Annotated in this window: 18 protein-coding genes; 2 read left to right on the forward strand and 16 right to left on the reverse strand. The window is 70.5% G+C overall.

The features are described from left to right. Positions 1-73: 73 nt before the first annotated feature. The 7 genes from fusA to BLT21_RS15820 all read right to left on the reverse strand — a co-directional run bounded on the left by fusA (position 74) and on the right by BLT21_RS15820 (position 7,529). The gene (gene fusA / locus BLT21_RS07260) at positions 74-2,188 is read right to left on the reverse strand and encodes an elongation factor G (protein ID WP_091500784.1); all 2,115 of its coding nucleotides are present in this window, start codon (positions 2,186-2,188) and stop codon (positions 74-76) included. Positions 2,189-2,257: 69 nt separating this feature from the next. After that, positions 2,258-2,728 (reverse strand): 30S ribosomal protein S7, encoded by a 471-nt coding sequence (rpsG, locus tag BLT21_RS07265; RefSeq protein WP_091500785.1) that lies wholly within the window; start codon positions 2,726-2,728, stop codon positions 2,258-2,260. A 5-nt stretch (positions 2,729-2,733) separates the two neighbouring features. After that, complete coding sequence (gene rpsL, locus BLT21_RS07270) at positions 2,734-3,102, reverse strand: 30S ribosomal protein S12 (RefSeq protein WP_018171438.1); 369 nt, start codon at positions 3,100-3,102, stop codon at positions 2,734-2,736. Between the two features lie 258 nt (positions 3,103-3,360). Continuing rightward, entirely contained in the window at positions 3,361-5,136 is a 1,776-nt protein-coding gene (locus BLT21_RS07275) for a DUF5684 domain-containing protein (protein WP_143024952.1), read from the reverse strand. A 40-nt stretch (positions 5,137-5,176) separates the two neighbouring features. Continuing rightward, positions 5,177-5,839, reverse strand: a complete 663-nt coding sequence (locus tag BLT21_RS07280) for a spermidine/putrescine ABC transporter substrate-binding protein (RefSeq protein WP_091500787.1) — start codon at positions 5,837-5,839, stop codon at positions 5,177-5,179. Between the two features lie 45 nt (positions 5,840-5,884). Further along, positions 5,885-6,358 carry a hypothetical protein gene (locus BLT21_RS07285; protein WP_091500788.1) on the reverse strand — a complete coding sequence of 158 codons (474 nt, stop codon included), beginning with the start codon at positions 6,356-6,358 and terminating at the stop codon, positions 5,885-5,887. Position 6,359: 1 nt separating this feature from the next. Next, positions 6,360-7,529 (reverse strand): ABC transporter, encoded by a 1,170-nt coding sequence (locus BLT21_RS15820; RefSeq protein ID WP_256335979.1) that lies wholly within the window; start codon positions 7,527-7,529, stop codon positions 6,360-6,362. A gap of 129 nt (positions 7,530-7,658) precedes the next feature. On the opposite strand from BLT21_RS15820, the gene BLT21_RS07295 reads away from it, so the two are divergent. Beyond that, positions 7,659-8,309: a hypothetical protein gene (locus BLT21_RS07295; RefSeq protein WP_091502130.1), complete on the forward strand. Its 651-nt coding sequence runs from the start codon at positions 7,659-7,661 to the stop codon at positions 8,307-8,309. A 48-nt stretch (positions 8,310-8,357) separates the two neighbouring features. On the opposite strand, the gene BLT21_RS07300 is transcribed toward BLT21_RS07295, so the two are convergent. The 7 genes from BLT21_RS07300 to pxpA form a co-directional block, all read right to left on the reverse strand. Further along, a complete protein-coding gene (locus BLT21_RS07300) occupies positions 8,358-8,939 on the reverse strand; it encodes a hypothetical protein (RefSeq protein ID WP_091500789.1) in 582 nt (193 codons plus the stop codon). Positions 8,940-9,034: 95 nt separating this feature from the next. Next, positions 9,035-12,907: a DNA-directed RNA polymerase subunit beta' gene (rpoC, locus tag BLT21_RS07305; RefSeq protein WP_091500790.1), complete on the reverse strand. Its 3,873-nt coding sequence runs from the start codon at positions 12,905-12,907 to the stop codon at positions 9,035-9,037. A gap of 41 nt (positions 12,908-12,948) precedes the next feature. Next, the gene (locus tag BLT21_RS07310) at positions 12,949-16,443 is read right to left on the reverse strand and encodes a DNA-directed RNA polymerase subunit beta (protein WP_091500791.1); all 3,495 of its coding nucleotides are present in this window, start codon (positions 16,441-16,443) and stop codon (positions 12,949-12,951) included. A 249-nt stretch (positions 16,444-16,692) separates the two neighbouring features. Further along, complete coding sequence (locus tag BLT21_RS07315) at positions 16,693-17,322, reverse strand: hypothetical protein (protein ID WP_091500792.1); 630 nt, start codon at positions 17,320-17,322, stop codon at positions 16,693-16,695. 96 nt (positions 17,323-17,418) lie between these two features. After that, positions 17,419-18,069, reverse strand: a complete 651-nt coding sequence (locus BLT21_RS07320; RefSeq protein ID WP_091500793.1) for a hypothetical protein — start codon at positions 18,067-18,069, stop codon at positions 17,419-17,421. A gap of 83 nt (positions 18,070-18,152) precedes the next feature. Next, positions 18,153-19,736 carry a 5-oxoprolinase subunit B/C family protein gene (locus BLT21_RS07325; RefSeq protein WP_091502131.1) on the reverse strand — a complete coding sequence of 528 codons (1,584 nt, stop codon included), beginning with the start codon at positions 19,734-19,736 and terminating at the stop codon, positions 18,153-18,155. Positions 19,737-19,780: 44 nt separating this feature from the next. Next, a complete protein-coding gene (gene pxpA / locus BLT21_RS07330) occupies positions 19,781-20,527 on the reverse strand; it encodes a 5-oxoprolinase subunit PxpA (protein ID WP_091500794.1) in 747 nt (248 codons plus the stop codon). 494 nt (positions 20,528-21,021) lie between these two features. Between pxpA and BLT21_RS07335 the strand changes: the two genes are divergently transcribed. Then, on the forward strand, positions 21,022-22,749 hold the full coding sequence (locus BLT21_RS07335) for an ABC transporter ATP-binding protein (protein ID WP_091500795.1): 1,728 nt from the start codon (positions 21,022-21,024) through the stop codon (positions 22,747-22,749). A 69-nt stretch (positions 22,750-22,818) separates the two neighbouring features. On the opposite strand, the gene BLT21_RS07340 is transcribed toward BLT21_RS07335, so the two are convergent. Continuing rightward, entirely contained in the window at positions 22,819-23,772 is a 954-nt protein-coding gene (locus tag BLT21_RS07340; protein WP_091500796.1) for an ABC transporter permease, read from the reverse strand. After that, entirely contained in the window at positions 23,769-24,773 is a 1,005-nt protein-coding gene (locus tag BLT21_RS07345; RefSeq protein WP_091500797.1) for an ABC transporter permease, read from the reverse strand. The genes BLT21_RS07340 and BLT21_RS07345 overlap by 4 nt, the downstream gene beginning before the upstream one ends. Positions 24,774-24,846 lie beyond the last annotated feature (73 nt).

Raw genomic sequence — 24,846 nt, forward strand, 5'->3', positions numbered from 1 at the left:
TTCACTCTAGTAGAGAGGTCGATATTCAGTTTGAGTGGATGCCGGGAGCCGAGGCCCCCGGCACCCGGAGGGCTTACTCGCCCTTGTTCTTCTGGACGATCTCGTCGGCCACCGCGCGCGGGACCTCGGAGTAGCTGTCGAACTCCATCGAGTAGACCGCACGACCCGAGGTCTTCGAGCGCAGGTCGCCGATGTAGCCGAACATCTCCGACAGCGGGACGAGAGCGCGGACGATCTTGATGCCCGAGCCGTCCTCCATCGACTGGATCTGGCCACGACGCGAGTTCAGGTCGCCGATGACGTCGCCCATGTACTCCTCGGGCGTGCGCACCTCGACGGCCATCAGGGGCTCGAGGATGACCGGGTTGGCCTTGCGCAGCGCCTCCTTGAAGCCCATCGAGCCGGCGATCTTGAACGCCATCTCGGACGAGTCGACGTCGTGCGACGCACCGTCGAGCAGGATCGCCTTGACGCCCACGATGGGGTAGCCGGCGAGCACGCCGACGTTCATCGCGTCCTGGAAGCCCTGGTTGGTCGGCTCGATGTACTCGCGCGGGATACGGCCACCGGTGACCTTGTTCTCGAACTCGTACGTCTTGTCGGCCGTGACCTCGAGCGGCTCGATCGCGAACTGGATCTTCGCGAACTGACCCGAACCACCGGTCTGCTTCTTGTGCGTGTAGTCGTGACGCTCGACGACCTTCTTGATCGTCTCGCGGTACGCGACCTGCGGCTTGCCGACGTTCGCCTCGACGCGGAACTCGCGCTTCATGCGGTCGACGAGGATGTCGAGGTGCAGCTCGCCCATGCCCTTGATGACGGTCTGGCCGGTCTCGGGGTTGAGCTCGGTGCGGAACGTCGGGTCCTCTTCGGCGAGCTTCTGGATGGCGACACCCAGCTTCTCCTGGTCGGCCTTGGTCTTCGGCTCGATCGCGACCTCGATGACGGGCTCGGGGAACGTCATCGACTCGAGGACGACGGGCTGCGCCGGGTCGGCCAGGGTGTCACCGGTGGTGGTGTCCTTCAGGCCGATGACGGCGTAGATGTTGCCCGCGGTCAGCGAGTCGACCGGGTTCTCCTTGTTGGCGTGCATCTGGAAGATCTTTCCGATGCGCTCCTTCTTGCCCTTGGTCGAGTTCACGACCTGGGCACCCGAGTCGAGGTGACCCGAGTACACGCGGACGTAGGTGAGGCGACCGAAGAAGGGGTGCACGGCGACCTTGAACGCGAGGGCCGCGAACGGGTCGTTGGCGTCGGGGTGACGCTCGATGATCTTCTCTTCGTCCTTCGGGTCGTGCGCCTCGATGGCGGGCACGTCGAGGGGCGACGGGAGGAAGTCGACGACCGCGTCGAGCATGGGCTGGACACCGCGGTTCTTGAACGCGGAGCCGCAGAGCACCGGGTACAGCTCGCCGGCGACGGTGAGCTTGCGGATGGCGCCCTTGACCTCGGCGACGGTGAGCTCCTCGCCGCCGAAGAACTTCTCCAGCAGCGCGTCGTCGGACTCGGCGACGGCCTCGAGCAGCCGCTGACGGTACTCGGCGGCCTTGTCCGCGAGGTCGGCCGGGATCTCCTGGATCTCGTACTTCGCGCCCATGGTCACGTCACCCTTGGCGTCACCGGGCCAGACCAGCGCGCGCATCTCGACGAGGTCGATGACGCCCACGAAGTCGTTCTCGGCTCCGATGGGGAGCTGCAGCACGAGCGGCTTGGCGCCCAGGCGGCTGACGATGGTGTCGACGGTGAAGTAGAAGTCGGCACCCAGCTTGTCCATCTTGTTGACGAAGCAGATGCGCGGGACGTCGTACTTGTCGGCCTGACGCCAGACGGTCTCGGACTGGGGCTCGACGCCCTCCTTGCCGTCGAACACGGCGACCGCGCCGTCGAGGACGCGCAGCGAGCGCTCGACCTCGACCGTGAAGTCGACGTGGCCGGGCGTGTCGATGATGTTGATCTGGTTCTTGTTCCAGAAGCAGGTCACGGCGGCAGACGTGATCGTGATGCCGCGCTCCTTCTCCTGCTCCATCCAGTCGGTGGTCGAGGCGCCGTCGTGCGTCTCGCCGAGCTTGTGGTTGACGCCCGTGTAGAACAGGATGCGCTCGGTCGTCGTCGTCTTGCCGGCATCGATGTGCGCCATGATGCCGATGTTGCGGACCTTGTTGAGGTCGGTGAGCACTTCTTGTGCCACGGGCTGTTCCTTACGTTTGGTGGGGAGCGCCGGCCGGGAGGGTTCTCCCGGCCGGCGCCGAGAAGCTGTTTACCAGCGGTAGTGCGCGAAGGCGCGGTTCGACTCGGCCATCTTGTGGGTGTCTTCGCGGCGCTTGACCGCGGCACCCAGGCCGTTCGAGGCGTCGAGGATCTCGTTCTGCAGGCGCTCGGTCATCGTCTTCTCACGACGGCCCTTCGCGTACGAGACGAGCCAGCGCAGCGCGAGGGTGTTCGCGCGGTGCGGCTTGACCTCGACGGGCACCTGGTAGGTCGAGCCACCGACGCGGCGGCTCTTGACCTCAAGGGTCGGGCGCACGTTGTCGAGCGCCTTCTTCAGCGTGGTGACGGCGTCCTGGCCGTTCTTCGCCTCGACGCCCTTGAGGGCGGTGTAGACGATCGCCTCGGCGATCGACTTCTTGCCGTCCACGAGGATCTTGTTGACGAGCTGCGTGACGATCGGAGCACCGTAGACCGGGTCGTTGACGACGACGCGGCGGGGTGCGGGTCCCTTACGAGGCATCTAACTCAACCCTTCTTCGCGCCGTAGCGGCTGCGAGCCTGCTTACGGTTCTTGACGGCCTGGGTGTCGAGCGCACCGCGGACGATCTTGTAACGGACACCGGGCAGGTCCTTGACGCGACCGCCGCGGACGAGCACGAGCGAGTGCTCCTGCAGGTTGTGGCCCTCGCCGGGGATGTAGGCGGTGACCTCGGTGCCGTTGCGGAGCTTGACACGGGCGACCTTGCGCATGGCCGAGTTCGGCTTCTTGGGCGTGGTCGTGTAGACGCGGGTGCAGACACCCGCCTGCTGGGGGTTCGCCTTCAGTGCGGGCGCCTTGGTCTTGGAGACCTTCGGCGAGCGACCCTTGCGAACCAACTGCTGAATGGTTGGCACGTTCTCTCCTTGTTGTGCTGCACGGTGACAGCGTCGTGGTTTCACCACAGATCCACCGACGCGTCACGAATGCTGCGTTTTCAGGGGGTGGATATGCCGTGGGGGCGCCCTGTTCGCAGGACGATCCCGGTTCGCGTGCTCCGCTTCGACCTGATCGGACCGAGGCACGACGCAGGGCGCGCACGAGCGCACACCCGATCAATGATACGCCCCCGCGGCGAGGCGGGCAAACACCGGTCGGTCGCGGTGGTATCGGCCTCAGACTCCGGGTCGCTCGATGCGCAGTTCTGCGTCTCCGAGCAGGAATCTCTCCCCCGCGGGGGCGTCGGATCCCGGTTCGAGCTCGATCTCGGTGCCGAGGAAGCTCGTCAGCACCACCCCGTTCGTCGAGTGCAGATCGGTTATGTGCCAGAGCCCGGAGCGCAGCTCGAGCCGCGCGTGCGTCTTCGACACGGTCCGGGTGCGATCGTCGATCGCGACGAGCTGAGCGCGAGGGAACGCGGGGTCGGGCGCGGGCTGGCGGCCGACGATCGCGACGTCGCCCGTCAGCGGGGCGATCTCTCCGTCCGGGAGGACGAGCTGCCAGTAGACACGCCGGCGCGAGACGACGACCGTGTGATCGACGTCGGCCTCATCCGCGCCCTCGGCCCGCCGCAGCTGCGCCGGGACGGCGGCCTCGGCGGTGCGGGGCGCGCCGGCGGCGGGGGCACCACGCACTGCCGACACCTCGTCGGAGAGCTCGGGGAACTCGTCCGGGGTCCGCGCGAAGGCGCGACGGGCGATGGGCGACGCGGGGACCGCGTCCCAGGTGCGACGCCCCGGCCCGTACGCGGCCGCCGCGTCGGGGTCGGCGAACGACGGGATGACACCGGGACGGTCGGATGCCGCCCGTGAGGGGAAGGGGGAGGGGGAGATCGCCGAGACGTCGTCGATCTCGGAGGGCCAGCGGGCGTCGTCCGGCCGGTCGTCGTCTCCCGGTTCCGCCGGTCGGGCGGCGGGAGTCGCCGCACCGGCCGCCACGGCCGGCTCGGGAGCGGAGGGAGCAGGAGCGGGAGCGGGCTCGCGCAGGATCGGCGTGCGCACCTCGCGCGGCGCCGGCTCGGAGAAGGCGGGGCGGGCGTCGGCGGGAACGGGGTCGGCGGATGCGGCGTCCGCAGCGCCCGGCGGCGGTGCGTCCGACACGTCGGCGGTCGGGGCGCCGGGGCCGGAGTCGGCGAGCGGCTCCGCGTCTCCCGTGGACTCCGATTCCGGCTCGCTCTCGAGCTCCGGGTCCGATGCCGAGTCGGCCGCCGGTCGCGGCGCGGACGGGGCCGGTGACGCGGGTGGTGACGGGGCCGGGGCCGGGGTGGCGGCGAGCGGCTCGTCCGCCTCGCGCGGGGCGAACGGCGGCGGCGGCGCCCACGGCGAGGGCTGCAGCTCGGCGGGGGTTTCCTCGCGGAGCCGCTCGGGCTCGTCGGCCTCGCCGCTGGACGCGAAGGGAGCGGGGCTGAAGTGTCGGGCCGAGAGCACAGGACTCGCGAGCGTGGGCGGTGCGGCCGGCCCGGGGACCGACCCGGCGGCTGCGGGGCCGGGCGCGTCGTGCGTGAGCTCGTCCGCCCGCTCCCCCTCGGACAGCGGCGGCGTGAACGCCCACGGCGGCGGCGATGCCGCCGTGCGCGCGCCGCGCCAGCGCGCGGGGCCGAGCCCGAGGATGCTGGCCCACACGACGAACAGCAGGGCTGCCAGCACCGTCATCCCGGCGCCGACGGCGAATTGCCGGCCGATGCGATGGGCGGCGACGACGAGCAGCGCATAGAGCGCGAGCCACCCGGCGACCGGGATGAGGCCGACGAGGACGAGCCACGGGCTGAAGCCGGCGATGCGCAGCACCACGGCGACGTTGAGCACCGGCACCCATCCCTGCCACGCCTCCTCGTCGACCTTGCGGAAGAGCGCAGCGAGCGCCAGTGCCGTCCACACGTAGAGGACCGCACCCAGCACCGCCGAGAGGACGACGAGCAGGATGAGGAGCGGTTCGTTGCCGGAGGTGGTCATCGCCATCCACGATAGAGGCCGGACCGCCGCGCGCTGATCGTCACGACTCGCGTCCGGGATCGATCCCCGGCTCGAACGGCGCGTCGAGCGACCGGGTGAGCTCCGCGAGCATCGCCTCGATCTGCGGTTCGACGTGCTGCGCGACGGCCGCCTGCACCCGCAACCGGTGATGCAGGAGCACGGCGCAGATCTCCCGTCCGATCATGTTTGCGTAGTCGTCGGCGAGACCGACCTCCTGCCGCAACGCTGCCTTCGCCTCGCTGCTGAGCGGGGGCAGGTCCGGCACCGCCTGATCGGACTCCTGCGCCAGGCCGGAGATCGTGAACAGGAAGGGCGCCCCCGCGACCGGCTCGGGATCGAGTGGAAGCCCCTCGAACTCGGGCTCGAGACCCTCGGCCGGCCGATAGGTGCGGGCGCGGTTGCGCGCGGCCTGCTGATCGAGCTCGGCCTGCAGCATCGGGAGGTTCCGGGAGGTGTACTCGGCCACAGCCGCGTCGACGATCGCCTTCATCCGGGTCGAGAGCCCGTGCTGAACACCGTGCGGCACGTCGGCGCCGAGCCCGACCGCCGAGAGCACGGGCGAGCCGAAACAGCGCCGGCACGGCGCCACGCGGCCCCGGTGCGTCGCGGGCTGCCAGCGCGGCAACCAGCGCAGCCAGGCGTCCACCGCCTGGCTGACCTGGGTCTCGAGCGACCGCTCCACGGGGCTATTGTCGCCGATCGGCGCCGGCGACGCCGGGATTTCGCGTCATTCGTCCTCGTCGCGTTCCCAGCCCCAGCGCGGCGGCCGCGCGTGCGTGCGCACGAGCGCGACCGCGACCCAGCCGGCGACGGCGGCCGCGACGAGGAGGACGACCGCGAACCACGACAGCGCGAAGCCTCCCGCGGCGGCGATCGCCCGCGCGGGGTCGACGCCGACCACCACGGCCGCGACGACGAGTCCGACCAGGTACGCGAGAGGGGCGGCCACAGCGGCCAGCGCGGCGACGCCGTACGAGGGATGCGGTCCGCGCAGCGTCGCGCCGAGGACGATCGCGAGGGCGACGACCGCGGCGGCGAAGCCCACCGCGCCCGGCAACGGACCGAGGCCGCGGACGGCGATGACGTCGGCTCCGCTCGCGAGACTCAGGATGCCCAGTCCGCAGATGGCGAGCGCCCCGAAACCCACGACCGCGAAAGCGGTGGCGAGCCCGGGGCGCATTCCGCCGGATGCGGTGGACATCTCAGTAGCGGTGCAGCTGCGGTCCCGCTTCGAGGGTGCGCTCGTACTCACGCTGCGCCTCGGCGTTCAGCTCGGTGACGCGGCGTCCGCGCGCGGCGACCCAGGCGCCGAACCAGATCGTGAGCTCGCGTCCGGCGACGAGCGCCACCAGCGCGAGCGGTGCGAAGGCCTGCTCGCTCACCAGCGTGAGGGCCTGGCTCGGAGCGATCGTCCAGAAGGGGGCCTGGAAGAGCTGGCCCGCGATGTGACCGGCGTAGGAAGCGAGCCCGACCAGGAGGCCCAGCAGCACCCACAGGCCCCAGCGGCCGCGGTTGATGAACGCGCCGAGGATCCAGAAAGCGAGGAAGAACACCGCCACCGGCACCCAGAGCCACCACGAGGTCGCGGCGGCCAGGGCCTGCTCGCCGATGTTGGCGACGGTCACCTCGCCCCGCAGGGCGTCGATGCCGAGGGCGGCGCCGAGGTAGACGATCGCAAAGACGACGGCGGCCAGCAGGCCGATCGCTCCCGCAGCGCCGCGGTTCCCGCGCGGGGTGGGCGCCTCGGGGGCCTGCACGAAGATGGGCTGCGGGCTGGGAGCCGCGCCGGGGGTGGACGTCTCGGCGACCGGCTCGCTCGAGCTCACGCTGGTGGTGCGCGCATTTCGGTCGTCGGCGTCGTAGGCGCGGGTCGCGGTGTCGCTTGCCGCCGCGCCTCCGGCCGTGGCAGCACCGGCGGTGGCGGCAGCGGCCGTCGCGGAGCCCGAGTGGTCTGCGTTCGAGGTCGGGGTGCTCGCGTCGGCATCGCGCGGCGTGTCCCACTCGCTCGGCGAGTTCCACGCGTCGGATGCGGAGGACGAACCCACGGTGTCGGTGCGCTCATCACGCGCCGCCGCGGCATCGATCCGCGCGGCATCGTGCGACGCGTCATCGCCGGAGACGGCGTCGTGGGAGACGGCGTCGCGAGAAGCGTCGTCGGTGGCTGCGCCGTCGCGGGGCCGATCGGAGGCGGCGTCGGCGTCCGCCGAGCGCTCGGGCAGCGAGCCGGAGCCGGCGTAGGCGGCATCCCAGTCGTCCGCCGAGACCGCGTCGCGCGACGCCTCGGCGTCGGCGAGCCCTGCCCGGGCGCTGCTCACGACGTCGTCCACCGGCTTCGGCTCGTCGACCGGCTCGCCGTACTTGGGGTCGCTCATGCGCTGTGCTCCTCACGCGGTGACCGGTGCCGCCGCAGAGGCGAGGATATCCCGGCGACGCGGACCGGCCGCGGAGGCGTGCCGACGTGTCTGCGCACCGACCCCGACCGGCCGACGTATCGTCGTGCCATGACCCCGCGCGCCCTCCCCCGCCTGGCCCCGGCGGCGCTGATCGTCGCCGCGCTGCTGCTGTCCGGCTGCGCCCCCGAGCCCGGCGCCGACGGAAGCGCCCCGACGCCCGACACGAGCGCCTCGACCACGGTCGCCGGCCCGCAGCCGACGGCGACGGCGTCCGCCGAGGCGGGCGGCCCGGCCCCGGTCGCATCGGGTTCCGTCGTCTCGACGACGGTGCTCCCCCGCGACTGCGCCGGCATCCTCGGCGCACCGGCGCGCGCGGCGCTCGCTGACGTTCCGCTGAACGACCCCGCGTTCGGCGAGGGCGGCGTCCTCGCCGACGGATCGCTCCGCTGCGTCTGGGCCGACCCCGCCGCAGACACGGCGAAGATCGTCACCACGATCTCGTACGCCGAGCAGAACCCCGTGATCGACTTCCTGAACGAGCTGACCGCCATCGGATTCACCTGCTACGAGCCGGCGGGCGGCGTGCGGTGCGAGAAGACCTGGCAGAACGAGCGCTATCCCGTGACGGACGGCCGCACCCTGTTCTTCCGGGACGGCGTGCTGGTCGACACCCAGTTCTCGCACCTGGCGCCGGAGGGCTACACGTCGGGGATCATCGCCTCGCTCTGGCCGGCGGGTGCAGCGACGCCGGCCGCCTGACGCCGAGGACGGACGCCCCGCCGGATGCGCCGCGGTCGGCGGAGGCTCTCACCCGGCCGAGAAGACCGCGTTGCCCACGCGGCTCGCGTACTGCTCGGGATGCCACGCGTTCTGCGACGTCGACACCCAGTGCCCGTCGCCGGCCTCGATCGTCTCGACGAGGTCACCCTCGGTACGCGCGCAGAGCGTGCGGGAGGCGCGTTCCGTGCACGAGAAACCCTGCGCCGGCAGGGCGGAGGCCGCGATCGAGCCCGCATCTGTGCCGACCGCGCCGACCGTGGTCGAGATCGTCCCGGTCTCGGAGCTCCAGGAGCAGGTGAACCGCACCTCGGGGGCGAGCGCCTCGACGAGCGCCGAAGCCGACGACACGGGCGCGTCCTGCGTCTGTTCGAGCGCGACGCCGGGCGCGTACTGCAGCGACACCCACAGCGCTTCGGGGTACAGGTCGCGGCACTGGGCAGGGCCGTCGGATGCCGCGGGCTGCGGCCCCGCATCGGTCCGCTCCCCGAGCAGGCCCATCCCCGTCGTGACGAGCGGAACCGTCAGCACGGCGAGCACGACGAGGACCGCGGCGCAGAACACGCCCACCGTCCAGGCGAAGACGACGTTCCGACCCCCGATGCGTGCCACACCCCCACGCTAATCCGACCGCATCCGCTCGCCACCACCGACACGACGAAGGGCCCCGGGACATGCCCGGGGCCCTTCGGTGGATCAGCGCTCGATCAGTTGTAGCTGGTGAAGTCGCCGTCGGTCGAGAAGCTGTCGAAGTCGACGTAGCTCAGGTCGGCGTCGCTGTACGCGCCGTCCGACGCGAAGATGCGGTTGGGGTACCGCTCGCTCTTCGCCTCTTCCGTCGCCTCGACGGCCACATTGCGGTACTTCGCAAGGCCCGTTCCGGCGGGGATGAGCTTTCCGATGATGACGTTCTCCTTGAGGCCGACGAGCGGGTCGCTCTTGCCCTCCATGGCCGCCTGCGTGAGGACGCGGGTGGTCTCCTGGAACGACGCCGCCGACAGCCACGACTCGGTCGCGAGCGACGCCTTCGTGATACCCATCAGCTCGGGACGGCCCGACGCGGGACGCTTGCCCTCGGCCACGGCCTCGCGGTTGATCTGCTGGTACTTCTTGAAGTCCACCAGCTCACCCGGGAGCAGCGTCGTGTCAGCGTGGTCGACCACGGTGACCTTCCGCAGCATCTGCCGGACGATGACCTCGATGTGCTTGTCGTGGATCGGCACACCCTGCGACCGGTAGACACCCTGCACGCCGCCGACGAGGTACTTCTGCACCTCGCGGGCACCCTGCACGCGCATGATGTCCTTCGGGTCGAGCGTGCCGACCTGCAGCGGGTCTCCGACCTCGACGTGCTGGCCGTCCTCGACGAGGAGGGTCGCACGCTTCAGTACCGGGTAGACGACCGGCTCGTCGCCGTTGTCGGGCGTGATGATGATCTTCTTCGACTTCTCGGTCTCGTCGATCGTCACGCGGCCGGTGACCTCGGAGATCGGGGACGCACCCTTGGGGGTACGAGCCTCGAAGAGCTCCTGCACGCGGGGCAGACCCTGCGTGATGTCGTCGGCCGATGCCGAACCACCGGTGTGGAAGGTACGCATCGTCAGCTGCGTGCCGGGCTCACCGATCGACTGGGCGGCGATGATGCCGACCGCCTCGCCGATGTCGACGATCTTTCCGGTCGCGAGCGAACGCCCGTAGCACTTCGCGCAGACGCCGACGGCCGAGTCGCAGGTCAGGACCGAGCGGACCTTGATCGAGGTCACCCCGCCCTCGACGAGCTTGTTGATCAGCACGTCGCCCACGTCGTCACCGGCAGCCGCCAGGACCTCGCCCGAGGGCGAGACGGCGTCGGCGGCCAGGGTACGTGCGAACACCGAGTTCTCGACGTTGGCGTCCTTGACCAGGACGCCGTCGGCGCCGGCTGCGGCGATCGGGAGCTCGAGGCCCTTCGACGTGCCGCAGTCATCCTCGCGGATGATGACGTCCTGCGAGACGTCGACCAGACGACGGGTCAGGTAGCCCGAGTCGGCGGTACGCAGAGCGGTGTCGGCGAGACCCTTACGGGCACCGTGCGTCGCGGTGAAGTACTCCGCGACCGACAGCCCCTCGCGGTACGAGGAGATGATCGGGCGGGGCATGATCTCACCCTTGGTGTTGTTGACCAGGCCTCGGATACCGGCGATGTTACGGATCTGCAGCCAGTTACCACGGGCGCCCGACGACACCATGCGGTTGATGGTGTTCTCGGCGGGGAAGTTCGCCTTCATGGCGGCCTGCACCTCGTCGGTGGCCTCGGTCCAGATCTTGATCTGCTCCTGACGACGCTCGGCGTCGGTCACGAGACCCTTCTCGAACTGGCCCTGGACCTTCGACGCGAGCTTCTCGTACTTCGAGATGATCTCGGCCTTGTTCGGCGGCGTCAGGACGTCGCTCAGCGCGACCGTGACACCCGAACGGGTGGCCCAGTGGAAGCCCGCGTCCTTGATCCGGTCGAGCGAAGCCGCGACCTCGGTCTTGGGGTACTCCTCGGCCAGCTTGTTGACGATCTGCGACAGCTTGCCCTTATCGGCCTGTTCGCGGACGAACGGGTACCCCTTGGGCAGGGTGTCGTTGAAGATCGCCTGTCCGAGCGAGGCGTCGACCAGACCGTGGCGCTCGTAGCCCTCGGGGGCGTCGCCCTCGAGGAACGCGAGACCCGGGATGCGGATGCGGACCTTGGCCTGCAGGTCGAGGGTGCCCTCGTCCTTCGCCAGGATCGCCTCGCCGACCGAGCCGAACACTCGACCCTCGCCGGCAGCGCCCTCGATGACCGTCGTCAGGTGGTGCAGACCGATGATCATGTCCTGCGAGGGCAGGGTCACCGGGCGACCGTCCGACGGCTTGAGGATGTTGTTCGACGCGAGCATCAGGATGCGGGCCTCGGCCTGCGCCTCGACCGAGAGCGGCAGGTGGACGGCCATCTGGTCACCGTCGAAGTCCGCGTTGAACGCGGCGCAGACGAGCGGGTGCAGCTGGATCGCCTTGCCCTCGACGAGCTGGGGCTCGAAGGCCTGGATGCCCAGGCGGTGCAGGGTGGGTGCACGGTTGAGCAGCACGGGACGCTCGCGGATGATCTCCTCGAGCACGTCCCAGACCTCGGGACGCGTGCGCTCGACGGCGCGCTTGGCAGCCTTGATGTTCTGCGAGTGACCGAGGTCGATCAGACGCTTGATGACGAACGGCTTGAAGAGCTCGAGGGCCATCTGCTTGGGCAGACCGCACTGGTGCAGCTTCAGCTGGGGTCCGACGATGATGACCGAACGACCCGAGTAGTCGACGCGCTTTCCGAGCAGGTTCTGACGGAAACGTCCCTGCTTTCCCTTAAGCATGTCCGACAGCGACTTGAGCGCGCGGTTGCCGGTTCCGGTGACGGGGCGACCACGGCGGCCGTTGTCGAACAGGGCGTCGACGGCCTCCTGCAGCATCCGCTTCTCGTTGTTGACGATGATCTCGGGGGCCCCGAGGTCGATCAGACGACGCAGACGGTTGTTGCGGTTGATGACGCGGCGATACAGGTCGTTCAGGTCGGAGGTCGCGAAGCGGCCACCGTCGAGCTGCACCATCGGACGCAGCTCCGGCGGGATCACCGGCACGACGTCGAGCACCATCGAGGCCGGCGACATGCCGGTCTGCAGGAACGAGTTGACGACCTTCAGACGCTTGATCGCACGGATCTTGCGCTGGCCCTTGCCCTCGGAGATCTGCAGGTGCAGCGAGTCGGCCTCGGCGGCCAGGTCGAACGCCGCGAGGCGGCGCTGGATGCCCTCGGCGCCCATGTAGGCCTCGAAGTACTGGCCGAAGCGGTCCTGCAGCTCGTGGAAGACGTCGTCCTCCTGCTTGAGCTGGCCGACCTCGAGGGAGCGGAACTCCTCCCACACCCGCTCGAGGCGCGAGATCTGCTCGTCGAAGTTCTTGCGGACCGTCGCCATGTCCTTCTCGGCGGAGTCCTTGGCCTTCTTCTTCTGGTCGGCCTTGGCACCGTCGGCCTCGAGGGTCGCGAGCTCCTCCTCCAGCTTGGCCAGACGCGTCGCCACACGGGCATCGCGACGGTCGCCGAGGTTCTTGATCTCGAGACGCAGGTTGTTCTCGTGCGTGGGGAGGTCGCGGTGACGCGCGTCCTCATCGACCGAGATGACCATGTAGGCGGCGAAGTAGATGACCTTCTCGAGGTCCTTCGGCGCCATGTCGAGCAGGTACCCGAGGCGCGAGGGCACGCCCTTGAAGTACCAGATGTGGGTCACGGGAGCGGCGAGCTCGATGTGTCCCATGCGCTCGCGGCGGACCGAGGACTTGGTGACCTCGACGCCGCAGCGCTCGCAGACGATGCCCTTGAAGCGGACGCGCTTGTACTTTCCGCAGGCGCACTCCCAGTCGCGGGAGGGGCCGAAGATCTGCTCGCCGAAGAGGCCGTCCTTCTCGGGCTTGAGCGTGCGGTAGTTGATGGTTTCGGGCTTCTTGACCTCGCCGAAGGACCAACGACGGATGTCGTCAGCAGTGGCCAGGCCGATGCGAAGCTGATCGAAGGTGTGTGACTCGAGCACTGATTCTCCTGTGTCGGAATTCTGTTCGTTGCCTGGCCGGATCAGATCTCGTCGATCGACGAGGACTCGAAACGGCTGGAGATGTTGATGCCGAGCTCTTCCGCTGCGCGGAAGGCCTCATCGTCGGTGTCGCGGAGGTTGACCTCGGTGCCGTCGGCCGAGAGGACCTCGACGTTCAGGCAGAGCGACTGCATCTCCTTCATGAGCACCTTGAACGACTCGGGGATGCCGGGCTCCTGGATGTTCTCGCCCTTGACGATGGCCTCGTAGACCTTCACACGGCCGACGATGTCGTCGGACTTGATCGTCAGGAGCTCCTGGAGCGCGTATGCGGCGCCGTAGGCCTCGAGGGCCCACACCTCCATCTCACCGAAGCGCTGGCCGCCGAACTGGGCCTTACCACCGAGCGGCTGCTGGGTGATCATCGAGTACGGGCCCGTCGAGCGCGCGTGGATCTTGTCGTCGACGAGGTGGTGCAGCTTCAGGATGTACATGTAGCCGACCGAGATCGGAGCCGGGAACGGCTCGCCGGAGCGACCGTCGAACAGCTTCGTCTTGCCCGAGGAGTCGATGAGACGCTCGCCGTCGCGGGTGAGGTTCGTCGAATCGAGCAGACCCGCGATCTCGGACTCGAACGCGCCGTCGAACACGGGCGTCGCGACCTTCGTGCCGGGAGCGGCCTCGCGGGCGATCTCGGGCAGGCGCTCAGCCCACTCGGGGGTGCCCTCGACCTTCCATCCCTGCGCGGCGATCCAGCCGAGGTGCAGCTCGAGGACCTGGCCGAAGTTCATTCGACCCGGGATGCCGAGCGGGTTCAGCACGACGTCGACGGGCGTGCCGTCGGCGAGGAAGGGCATGTCCTCGACGGGGAGGATCTTCGCGATGACACCCTTGTTGCCGTGGCGGCCGGCGAGCTTGTCACCCTCGGTGATCTTTCGCTTCTGGGCGATGTAGACCACGACGCGGCGGTTGACGCCCGAGCCGAGCTCGTCGTCGCCGTCCTCGGCGTTGAACTCCTTGACCGCGATGATGGTTCCCTGCTCACCGTGGGGCACCTTCAGCGACGTGTCGCGGACCTCGCGGCTCTTCTCGTTGAAGATCGCGCGGAGCAGACGCTCCTCGGCCGACAGCTCGGTCTCGCCCTTGGGCGTGACCTTGCCGACGAGGATGTCGCCGGGGCGGACCTCGGCGCCGATGCGGATGATGCCGCGCTCGTCGAGGTCCTTCAGCAGGTCGGGCGCGACGTTGGGGAGGTCACGGGTGATCTCCTCCTTGCCGAGCTTGGTGTCGCGCGCGTCGACCTCGTACTCCTCGATGTGGATCGAGGAGAGGGTGTCGTTCTTGACGAGCTCCTGGCTGAGGATGATCGCGTCCTCGAAGTTGTGACCCTCCCACGTCATGAAGGCGACGAGGAGGTTCTTGCCGAGGGCGAGCTCGCCGTCCTGCGTGGCGGGGCCGTCGGCGATGACCTCGCCGACCTCGACGCGCTCACCGGCCGAGACCACGACGCGCTGGTTGTACGACGTGCCCTGGTTCGAGCGGTCGAACTTGCGCAGGAAGTAGTCCTGCGTGCCGCCCTCGTCGAGCTGCACGGTGACGACGTCGGCCGAGACCTCGGAGACGACACCGGCCTTCTGCGCGGTGAGGACGTCGCCGGCGTCGATCGCGGCGTAGCCCTCCATACCGGTTCCGACCAGCGGCGAGTCGCTGCGGAGCAGCGGCACAGCCTGACGCTGCATGTTCGCACCCATGAGGGCGCGGTTCGCGTCGTCGTGCTCGAGGAAGGGGATGAGCGAGGTCGCCACCGACACCATCTGGCGCGGCGAGACGTCCATGTAGCCGATCTCGTCGTTCGGGAACAGGTCGACCTCGCCGCCCTTGCCGCGACGGGCGAGGACGCGGTCGGCCACGAACGAGCCGTCCTTGTTCAGCTCGACACCGGCCTGCGCGACGACGTAGTCGTTCTCCTCGCTCGCGGTGAGGTAGTCGATCTCGTCGGTGACCTTGCCGTCGACGACGCGACGGTAGGGGGTCTCGATGAAGCCGAACGCGTTGATGCGCGCGAACGATGCGAGCGAACCGATCAGACCGATGTTCGGGCCTTCCGGGGTCTCGATCGGGCACATGCGGCCGTAGTGCGACGGGTGGACGTCGCGGACCTCGACGCCGGCGCGCTCACGCGACAGACCGCCGGGGCCCAGCGCCGACAGGCGGCGCTTGTGGGTCAGACCCGCGAGCGGGTTGTTCTGGTCCATGAACTGCGACAGCTGCGAGGTTCCGAAGAACTCCTTGATCGCGGCGACGACGGGGCGCACGTTGATCAGGGTCTGCGGCGTGATCGCCTCGATGTCCTGCGTGGTCATGCGCTCGCGGACGACGCGCTCCATGCGCGAGAGACCCGTGCGGACCTGGTTCTGGATGAGCTCGCCGACGGCGCGGATGCGACGGTTGCCGAAGTTGTCGATGTCGTCGGTGTCGAGACGGATCTCGGCGTTCTTGCCGTCGCGGATACCGTCGAACGTCGCGTCGCCGCGGTGCAGACGCACCAGGTACTTGATGGTCGCGACGATGTCGGCGACGGTGAGCACCGACTCCTCGATCGAGGTGTCGAGACCCAGCTTCTGGTTGATCTTGTACCGGCCGACCTTGGCGAGGTCGTAGCGCTTCGCGTTGAAGTAGAAGTTGTCGAGGAGCGCGCGCGCAGCCTCGGCGGCGACCTGCTCGCCCGGACGGAGCTTGCGGTAGATGTCGCGGAGCGCGTCTTCCTTAGTGAGGATGGTGTCCTTCGCCAGGGTCTCCTCGATGGAGTCGTAGCCGGCGAACTCGGCCATGATGTCCTCGCTCGTGAGGCCGAGGGCCTTGAGGAAGACGGTGACCGACTGCTTGCGCTTGCGGTCGATGCGCACGCCGACCTGGTCGCGCTTGTCGATCTCGAACTCGAGCCATGCACCGCGGCTGGGGATGACGCGGGCCGAGACGATGTCCTTGTCGGAGGTCTTGTCGGGCGTCTTGTCGAAGTAGACACCGGGCGAACGGACGAGCTGCGACACGACGACGCGCTCGGTGCCGTTGATGATGAACGTGCCCTTGCCGGTCTGGAGCGGGAAGTCGCCCATGAAGACCGTCTGGGTCTTGATCTCACCGGTGAGGTGGTTCATGAACTCGGCCTCGACGTACAGCGGGGCGGCGTAGGTCTTGCCTCGCTCCTTGCACTCTTCGATGGAGTACTTCTCGGGCTCGAGGTACGGGTTGGTGAACGACAGCTGCATCGTCTCGCCGAGGTCCTCGATGGGCGAGATCTCCTCGAAGATCTCCTCGAGGCCGCTCTGGAGCGCGATGTCGGTGCGGCCGGCGGCCTGCGCCTCGGCGAGGCGGGCCTTCCAGGTGTCGTTGCCGACGAGCCAGTCGAACGACTCCGTCTGCAGAGCCAGCAGGTCGGGGACCGTGAGCTTGTCGGAGATCTTCGCGAACGAGAGGCGGGAAGCTCCGCGACCGTTCTTGGTGGTGGTGGTGGATGCGTTGCTCGCAGCAGCCAAGGGGATTACCTCCGTGGCCCGAGGGGGGCCGGTTCCTTGTCGTCAGGTGGAGTGCTCCCGATCCGAGCTCGCGCGTCTCACGCCGTCGGACGAGGCGGAATCGCGCAGAGCACAAGCCGACCACCATATGAGGGCAAGGGGGACGGGAGCGCAACTACCAACTATAGGCGGCGCGACGCGCCATGTCCAGCGCAATCCTTGACGACCTTTGGATGCTGCGGTATAAACCCGCTCGGGCCCGGCGTCGGCTCAGTCCCAGGTCCAGCTGGACAGCACCGTGTCGGCCGTGTCGAGCCGCTCCGCATCGGCTGTATCGGCCGGCGACGCGAACGTGATCACGTACGTCTGATCGTCGCGGCTCGCGTAGTACTGGTCGATGATCACCTCGCCCTCCTCCGTGACGAGACTCGCGACGAGGTGGGCTGACTCGCTGCCGCCGATGTCGACGCGATCCTCCAGGGTCACCTCGGTGGCACCGACCGCCTCGAGGCTCGAGATGCCGTCGGCCTCGACGTCGTCGGCGGTGATGACGCCCGGTGAGACGACGACGCTGATGTAGCGTGCGGCGGCATCCGCGGACTCCGTGACGAACACGTCGACCTGGCCGTCGGTGGGGTCCTGGGCGGGCACGCTCCATCCGGCCGGCACCGCGAAGCTGTACCCCGTTCCGATCACCGTCTCGCTCTCCGCGGACGGGGCGGACGGGGTCGACGGGCTCCCGCCAGCGCCCGTGGGGGTCGCGGCGGGTGTCGCCCGCGGGGTGCCGGTGCCGGCCGTCCCCGTGGGGTCGCCGCCTCCCGGCCCGGCATCGCACGCGGCGAGGAGCAGCGCCGCGGAGACGACGACGGCGGCTATCGGTGCGGTTCGCGATCGCCTCATGGGTCTCACGCTAGGTGAAACCTCCGCAGCGGCCCTCCCCTTGACAGACGAGACGCGCCGCCCGCGGAGGAGCGGACGGCGCGTCGGGGGCAGGGGTCAGGCCCAGGCCCAGGAGGCGAGGACCGACTCGTAGACCGCGGCGCGGTCGGCATCCGAGACGTCCGTGTTGAACGAGAACGTGACGACGTAGGTGCGGTCGTCGGTGGTCGGGTAGAACTGGTCGACGTTGTACGTCGCCCCCTGCTCGGTGACCGTCGCGGTGATGTGCGCGGACTCGGTGCCGGCGATCACGGTGCGCGACCCGACGGCGACGTCGGCAGCCCCCGTCTGCGCCTTCAGCTGCTCGACGCCCTCAGCCTCGATGCTCTCGGGCGTGACGACCTGTCCGTCGGGCCCGACGACGACGTTGACGTTGTCGGCGAAGGCCGCGTTGGGGTCGGAGAGGTCGGCCACGAAGACATCGAGCTGCTCCGTGCCGGGGATCTGCTGCTCGGGGATGGTCCACCCCTCGGGGACCGAGAAGCTGTATCCGGTCCCGGTGATCAGCTCGCCCGTCGCGGGCGCGACGTCGGACGCGCTCGCGGTGGACTGGGGGGCGGATGAGGGCGCGGAGGCCGAGGGCGACGAGGACGACGCGCCGGCGTCCCCCGACGCGGCGGTGTCGTCGGCCTGCCCGCCGCAGCCGGCGAGCAGGAGCGCCGCCGAGACGAGGAGTGCGGCCGCAGAGGTGGTCTTGGTGCGTGTCATGTCCCCGACGCTAGGGGAAACCGCCCGACGGCACGGGGTCTTGACAGGGGGAGTTCTCCCCCTTGACGGATCGACCGATCCGGTCAGTGCGCCGACGACGCCACCGGTCGCAGCCGCACCCGGTCACCGGGCCGCGCCTGCGCGAGCCGGCCCAGGCCCGCCGCGGTGACGACGCCCACGACGGGGTAGCCGCCGGTCACCGGACCGTCGACCCCGAACACCACGGGCAGTCCGGAGGGCGGCACCTGGATCGCTCCGGGGACCATCCCCTCGCTCGCCAGCTCGTCCGAACGCGAGCGCTCGAGCGACGGACCCTCGAGGCGGACGCCGATGCGGTCGGCGGCCGCGGACACCGTCCACGTCTCACCGGCGAGCGCACGGCGGGCGGTCCCGGTGAGCCAGTCGTCGCGGGGACCGGGAACGAAGGGGACGTCGAGCGGCGCGGCGTCCGTCCCGACATCGGGGAGGCCCCAGGGATGCAGCGGCAGGGCGGGCGGATCCGTCGCGATCTCCTCGCCGACCGCCACGACGTCGCCGGCCCGCAGCGGCGCGGGCCCGAGGCCGGAGAGCGTGTCGGTGGAGCGCGATCCGACGACCGGAGCGGCATCCCACCCGCCCCGCACGGCCAGATAGGCGCGGGCACCGGCGAGCATCCCGTCGAGCCGCAGCTCCGTCCCCGCGGGCCACGCGTGGACGACGAAGGGATCACCGGGCCGGCCGTCGATGACCACGGGAGCCCACCCGCCCGTCACGACGACCGCCAGGTCGCGCTCCGCCACCGCGCGCAAGCCGCCGAGGACGACCTCGATCGCGGCGGCCCCGGCCCGGTTGCCCAGCAGCCGGTTGGCGAGCGCCCAGGCGTCGCGGTCGGCGGCGCCCGAGACGGCGATCCCCTCGGCGGCCCGGCCGGGGCGGCCGCCGTCCTGCAGTGTCGCCCGTGCGCCCGGCTCGACGATGCGGATGCCGCGGGGCGCGTGGTGACCGGCGGGCGACACGGGGGGCAGGGTCGGGCTCGAGGTCGGTGCGGGGCCGGGCGAGCGGCTCACGGACCGGGAGCGCGCGGGTAGGAACCGCACCGGGGTTCCCGGAGCGAGGAGCGCGGGACGGGTCCCGTCGGGGTCGAACAGCACCGCATCGGTCGTGCCGATGAGCCGCCAGCCGCCGGGGCTCTCACGGGGATACGCGCCGGAGAATGCGCCGGCGAGCCCCACGGCACCGGCCGGCACCTGCGCGCGGGGCGACGGCAGCCGGGGGACGTTCAGATCCCACCCCGCCCCGACGAGGTAGCCGAATCCCGGCGCGAACCCGGTGAATGCGACGGTCCACGCGGTCGCCGCGTGCCGGGCGACGAGGGCCTCCGGGCTCGTCCCGAGGATGCTCGCGACGTCATCGAGGTCGGTGCCGTCGTAGCGGACCGGCAGCACCGCCGGCGTGAGCGCGTCGGCGGCGGGAGCAGCACCGGCGGCCGCAGCCGACACCCACGCGCGCACCGTATCGGACGTCAGCCGCGCGCGATCGAACCGCACGAGTACCGTCTCCGCCGCAGGCACCACGTCGACGACGCCCGGAGGAACCGCGGCGGCGAGGCGCGCGTGCAGCGCCATCACACCCGCGAGATCACCGGCCTCGAAGAGCACGGCATCGCGTCCGAGCGGCAGCATCCTCATGCCGGCCGCTTGCATGTCGGGCACGGCCCGGCCGCCGGCAGCGCTCACCACGGCGCGCGCACGGCGATCCCCGCGGCATCCAGCGCCGAACGCACCGCCCGGGCCATCGACACCGCCCCCGGCGAGTCGCCGTGGACGCACAGCGAGACCGCATCGCTGTGCACCTCCTCGCCGGTGACGGCGACCACCACGCCCTCGGTGGCGAGGCGCAGAGCGCGCTCCGCGGCGGCGATGGGGTCGTCGAGCAACGCGCCCGCCTCGCCCCGCGGCACGAGCGACCCGTCGGACCGGTAACCGCGGTCGAGGAACGCCTCGAGTCGGAACGGCAGGCCCGACCGGGCGGCGGCACCCTCGATCGCACCGGCCAGCCCCAGCACCGGGACGGCCCGGCCGAGCTCCGCCGACAGGTCGGCCACGGCACCGGCGACGGCCGCCGCCGTGGCCGGGTCGTCACTCGCAGCGTGGTACAGCGCGCCGTGCGGCTTGACGTAACGGAGGTCGGCGCCGGCCCGCACCAGCGCCTGCAGCTGCCCGAGCACCTGCGCACGCAGTTCGATCGGTTCGACCGACATGCGTCGCCGGCCGAAGCCCGCGCGGTCGAGGTAGGACGGGTGTGCACCGACGGCGACACCCGCGGCAGCCGCATCCGCCACAGCCGCGCGCATCGACGACGCATCGCCGGCATGGCCGCCGCACGCGATCGACGCGCTCGTGACCACCGCGAACATCGCGGCGTCGTCGGCGGTCGGCACCCCCTCGACGGTCTCGCCCAGATCGGCGTTCAGGTCCATGGACCCACGCTAGCCGCGCCGCCCGCGTCGCGCCGCGCGGGTCCCGGGGTCGGCTTCGCCGCGCCGCGCCGGAGCCCGCGCCGCGTCGCGCCGGAGCCCGCGCCGCGCCGGTCCCGCGATCGGCTTCACCGTGCCGCGCACAGGCTGATCGACCCGCGGAGCCCGCCGACGGCGAGCCAGACGCGCCCGAACCTGCGGACGGCACGCCGAGCGGCACCTCCCCGGGCCCGCCCGGCGCCGCAGCCCGGACCGCGCCCGGCGCAGCAGCGGCGCGGCCGTGCCGTGGTCACTCCGTGCCGTCGACAGGCTCAGCCGCCCCCTCGGGGCCACGGACCGCGCTCCCGCCGCCCGCGAGCCTGCGCACGGCACGGGAAGGTGCCGTGCGGGCCGCGGCGCGGGGCGGACGACCGCCGACACCGCGGTCCGGGTTACGTCGATGTAACGGGTCGCGCCGACACCGTGCGCTCGCGGCCGCGGGCGGGCAGGATGGGCCAATGGCAGACTCCTCCACTCCCCTGCTGCGGGTGAGCGACATGGCCGTCGACTTCCGCACGCTCGAGGGCCCCGTCCACGCGGTCGAGGGCGTCGACCTCGAGATCTCCGCCGGCGAGACGGTCGCGATCGTCGGCGAATCCGGGTCCGGCAAGTCGACGACGGCGATGGCCGTCATCGGGCTCCTGCCCGGCAACGGACGCGTCGTGCGCGGCAGCATCCGCCTCGACGGCCAGGAGCTCGTCGGCGCCCCCGAGAGCACGCTACGACGCATCCGCGGCGGCGCGATCGGCCTCGTGCCGCAGGACCCCATGTCGAACCTCAACCCGGTCTCGAAGATCGGCACGCAGGTCGCCGAGACCCTGCTGGCGCACGGCCTGGCGACGCCGAAGGACGTCGACGCGAAGGTCGTCGAGACGCTCGCGGCCGCCGGCCTGCCCGACGCCGCGGAGCGCGCCAAGCAGTATCCGCACGAGTTCTCCGGAGGGATGCGGCAGCGCGCCCTCATCGCGATCGGACTGGCCTGCAACCCGCGGCTGCTCATCGCCGACGAGCCGACGAGCGCCCTCGACGTGACGGTGCAGAAGACGATCCTCGATCAACTCGACCGGATGACGGGAGAGCTGGGAACATCGGTCCTGCTCATCACCCACGACCTCGGTCTCGCCGCCGAGCGCGCGGCGCGGGTCGTGGTCATGCACCGCGGCCGCATCGTCGAGCAGGGGCCGGCCCGTCAGATCCTCGAGGACCCCCAGCAGCCGTACACCCAGGCGCTCGTGAAGGCGGCTCCGTCGGTCGCGGCGGTGCGGCTTCGCCCCGAGGCCTACCGTTCGACGCCCGCGACGCACGCGACGCCCGCCACGCCCGCGGCAGCCACGCCCGCGGCATCCGTCGTCCCGATCGTCGAACCCGCGACTCCGGGAGGCCGCGAGGCCGCCCGCCGCGAGAACATCGTCGAGATCGAGAACCTCACGAAGCTCTACAAGATCCGCGGACGCAAGGACGACTTCGCCGCTGTCAGCGATGTTTCGCTCACCATCCCGCGCGGCGAGACCGTCGCGATCGTGGGTGAGTCCGGGTCGGGCAAGACGACGACCGCGCGGATGCTGCTGAAGGTGATCGAGCCGACGTCGGGCTCGATCCGGTACGAGGGGCAGGACGTCGCGGCCCTGAAGGGCGCACAGCTGAGGGAGTTCCGTCAGAAGGTGCAGCCGATCTTCCAGGACCCGTACTCGTCGCTCAACCCGATGTTCACGATCGAGCGGATCATCGCCGAGCCCCTCGAGTTCTACCGCCGCGGCTCGTCGAAGGACCGCGCCGCCCGCGTGCGGACTCTGCTCGACGACGTCGCCCTGCCGCAGACGATGCTGCGGCGGTATCCCTCCGAGCTGTCGGGCGGTCAACGCCAGCGCGTCGCGATCGCTCGCGCCCTCGCCCTCAATCCCGACCTGATCGTGTGCGACGAGCCGGTGTCGGCGCTGGATGTGCTCGTGCAGGACCAGATCCTCACGCTGCTGCGCGACCTGCAGACCGAGTACGGGCTGAGCTACCTCTTCATCTCGCACGACCTCGCAGTCGTGCGACTCATCTCGGACTACGTCTGCGTGATGAAGAACGGCGAGCTCGTCGAGGCGGCGTCGAGCGAGGAGATCTTCACCAACCCGCGCGATCCGTACACGCGCCGGCTGCTGTCGTCGATCCCCGGCAACGAGCTCGACATCGCCTCCTGATCGGCCCACGCCGCCCGGCGGTGCGGGTGACCCGGCGCGGGTCACCGGGCGCGGGTCAGCGGGCGCGGGTCAGCGGGCGCGGGTGCGGGGGTCCATGGCTTCGCGGAGGGCCTCGCCGAGCAGCGTGAAGCCGAGCGCGGTGATCATGATGCACAAGCCGGGGAGGAACGCGAGCCACGGCGCGATCGCCAGCTCGTTCTGGGCGTAGGTGAGCATGCGGCCCCACTCGGCGGTGGCCGCTCCCCCACCGCCGAGCCCGAGGAACGACAGCGCGGCCGCGTCGATGACGGCGGTCGCGAGGGTCAGCGTCCCCTGGACGATGACGGGGCCGAGGCTGTTGGGCAGGACGTGGCTCATCGTGATCCGGCCGCGCCCGAGACCGAGCGTCTGCGCCGACAGGATGTAGTCGGCGCTGCGCTGCTGCAGCATCGACGCACGCAGCAGGCGAGCGAAGATCGGCACCTGCGAGGCTCCGATCGCGATCATGATCGCGAGCTGCGACTGCCCGAGCAGCGCCGCGATCGACACCGCGAGCAGCAGGTTCGGGACGGAGAGCAGGATGTCGACGAAGCGCATGACGACCGTGTCGACCCACCCCCCGAACATCCCGGCGATCAGCCCCAGCAGCATGCCGCCCGCGAGGCCGAAGGCCGTCGAGATGATGCCGATCAGCAGCGAGGCGCGCGCTCCCCAGATGAGCTTCGAGAGCACGTCGCCGCCGAAACGGTCGAGGCCCAGCGGGTAGCCGGCGATCTCGCCGGGACCGGGGATGTTGGTGGGCGTGACCTCGCGAGCACCGGGGAGCGCCGTCTCGGGGTACGGCGCGAGCCACGGGGCGAGGACGGCCACGAGCAGGAACAGCAGCACGATCGCGGCGCCGATCCAGGCGACCGGGTTGCGACGCAGCCGTGCGAAGACGTCGTGCCAGAAGCCGCCGCCCGTGCGGACCTCGAGCACCTCGTGCTCGGCCGCGGCGGTGGCGGGCCCGCCACCGGGGGCGGGAGGGAGCGCGTTGGTGCTCATGACACCCTCACTCTCGGGTCGATCAGGCTGTACGACACATCGACGAGGAGGTTGATGAGCGCGTAGATGATGGCGATGAAGATGATGAACCCCTGCAGCACGGGGAAGTCGCGGGCGCTGATCGCACGCGCCAGGAACGAGCCGATGCCCGGGAAGGCGAAAACCGTCTCCGTGAGGATGGCGCCGGCGAGCAGCAGACCCACCTGCAGGCCGACCGTGGTTGCGACCGGCAGCATCGCGTTGCGCAGGATGAAGCGGCTGCGGAGCGTGCGACGGGCGACGCCCTTGGCGCGTCCGGTGCGGACGTAGTCGGAGTTCTGCACCTCGAGCACCGAGGCGCGCGTGATGCGCACGATGATCGCGAGCGGGATCGTGCCGAGCGCGAGCGCCGGCAGGATCAGGTGCAGGACCGCATCCCACGCGGCGTCGAACTCGCCCGTGATCAGCCCGTCGAGGACGTAGAAGTTCGTGTAGTGCGTCGCGTCGATGCGGGGGTTCTGCCGACCGTCGGACGGCAGCCAGCCCAGCTGCACGGCGAAGACGTACTTGAGCATGAAGGCGAGGAAGAACACCGGCACCGTGACGCCCACGAGGCTCAGCACGACGGCGAGGTGGTCGCTGATGCGGCCGTGGTGGCGGGCGGCGAGGTATCCGAGCGGGATGCCGACGCCGACGGCGAAGACGAGTGCCGCGACCGAGAGCTCGATGGTGGCGGGGAAGCGGCGGAGGAACTCCTCGACGACGGGGCGGCCCGTCTCGATCGACGATCCGAAGTCGCCCGTGAGCAGGCGCCCCATGTAGGTGGCGTACTGCTCGAGGATGGGGCGGTTGAAGCCGTAGAGCTCGTTGATGCGCGCGATGGCATCGGGGGTCGCCTTCTCGCCGAGGAGGGCGACGGCGGGGCCGCCCGGCAGGGCGCGGACCCAGAGGAAGAGGAGGATGCTGAGCCCGAGGAGCGTCGGGATCAGCAGGAGCAGCCGGTGGCCGATGGTTCGCAGCAACGCGGAATCTTTCGGTCGAGAGGGGTGCGGGGCGGGCTCGCGCCCGGGGCGGCGGCCCGCCCCGCGGGAATCA

This window comes from Microbacterium sp. cf332 (assembly GCF_900102175.1).
Lineage (GTDB): Bacteria > Actinomycetota > Actinomycetes > Actinomycetales > Microbacteriaceae > Microbacterium.

Coding starts and splice junctions, on each gene's coding strand:
- rpsG (WP_091500785.1), bottom strand. CDS start 2,728: ATGCCTCGTAAGGGACCCGCACCCCGCCGCGTCGTCGTCAACGACCCG.
- BLT21_RS07275 (WP_143024952.1), bottom strand. CDS start 5,136: ATGACCACCTCCGGCAACGAACCGCTCCTCATCCTGCTCGTCGTCCTC.
- BLT21_RS07285 (WP_091500788.1), bottom strand. CDS start 6,358: ATGTCCACCGCATCCGGCGGAATGCGCCCCGGGCTCGCCACCGCTTTC.
- BLT21_RS15820 (WP_256335979.1), bottom strand. CDS start 7,529: ATGAGCGACCCCAAGTACGGCGAGCCGGTCGACGAGCCGAAGCCGGTG.
- BLT21_RS07295 (WP_091502130.1), top strand. CDS start 7,659: ATGACCCCGCGCGCCCTCCCCCGCCTGGCCCCGGCGGCGCTGATCGTC.
- BLT21_RS07315 (WP_091500792.1), bottom strand. CDS start 17,322: ATGAGGCGATCGCGAACCGCACCGATAGCCGCCGTCGTCGTCTCCGCG.
- BLT21_RS07320 (WP_091500793.1), bottom strand. CDS start 18,069: ATGACACGCACCAAGACCACCTCTGCGGCCGCACTCCTCGTCTCGGCG.
- BLT21_RS07325 (WP_091502131.1), bottom strand. CDS start 19,736: ATGAGGATGCTGCCGCTCGGACGCGATGCCGTGCTCTTCGAGGCCGGT.
- pxpA (WP_091500794.1), bottom strand. CDS start 20,527: ATGGACCTGAACGCCGATCTGGGCGAGACCGTCGAGGGGGTGCCGACC.
- BLT21_RS07335 (WP_091500795.1), top strand. CDS start 21,022: ATGGCAGACTCCTCCACTCCCCTGCTGCGGGTGAGCGACATGGCCGTC.
- BLT21_RS07340 (WP_091500796.1), bottom strand. CDS start 23,772: ATGAGCACCAACGCGCTCCCTCCCGCCCCCGGTGGCGGGCCCGCCACC.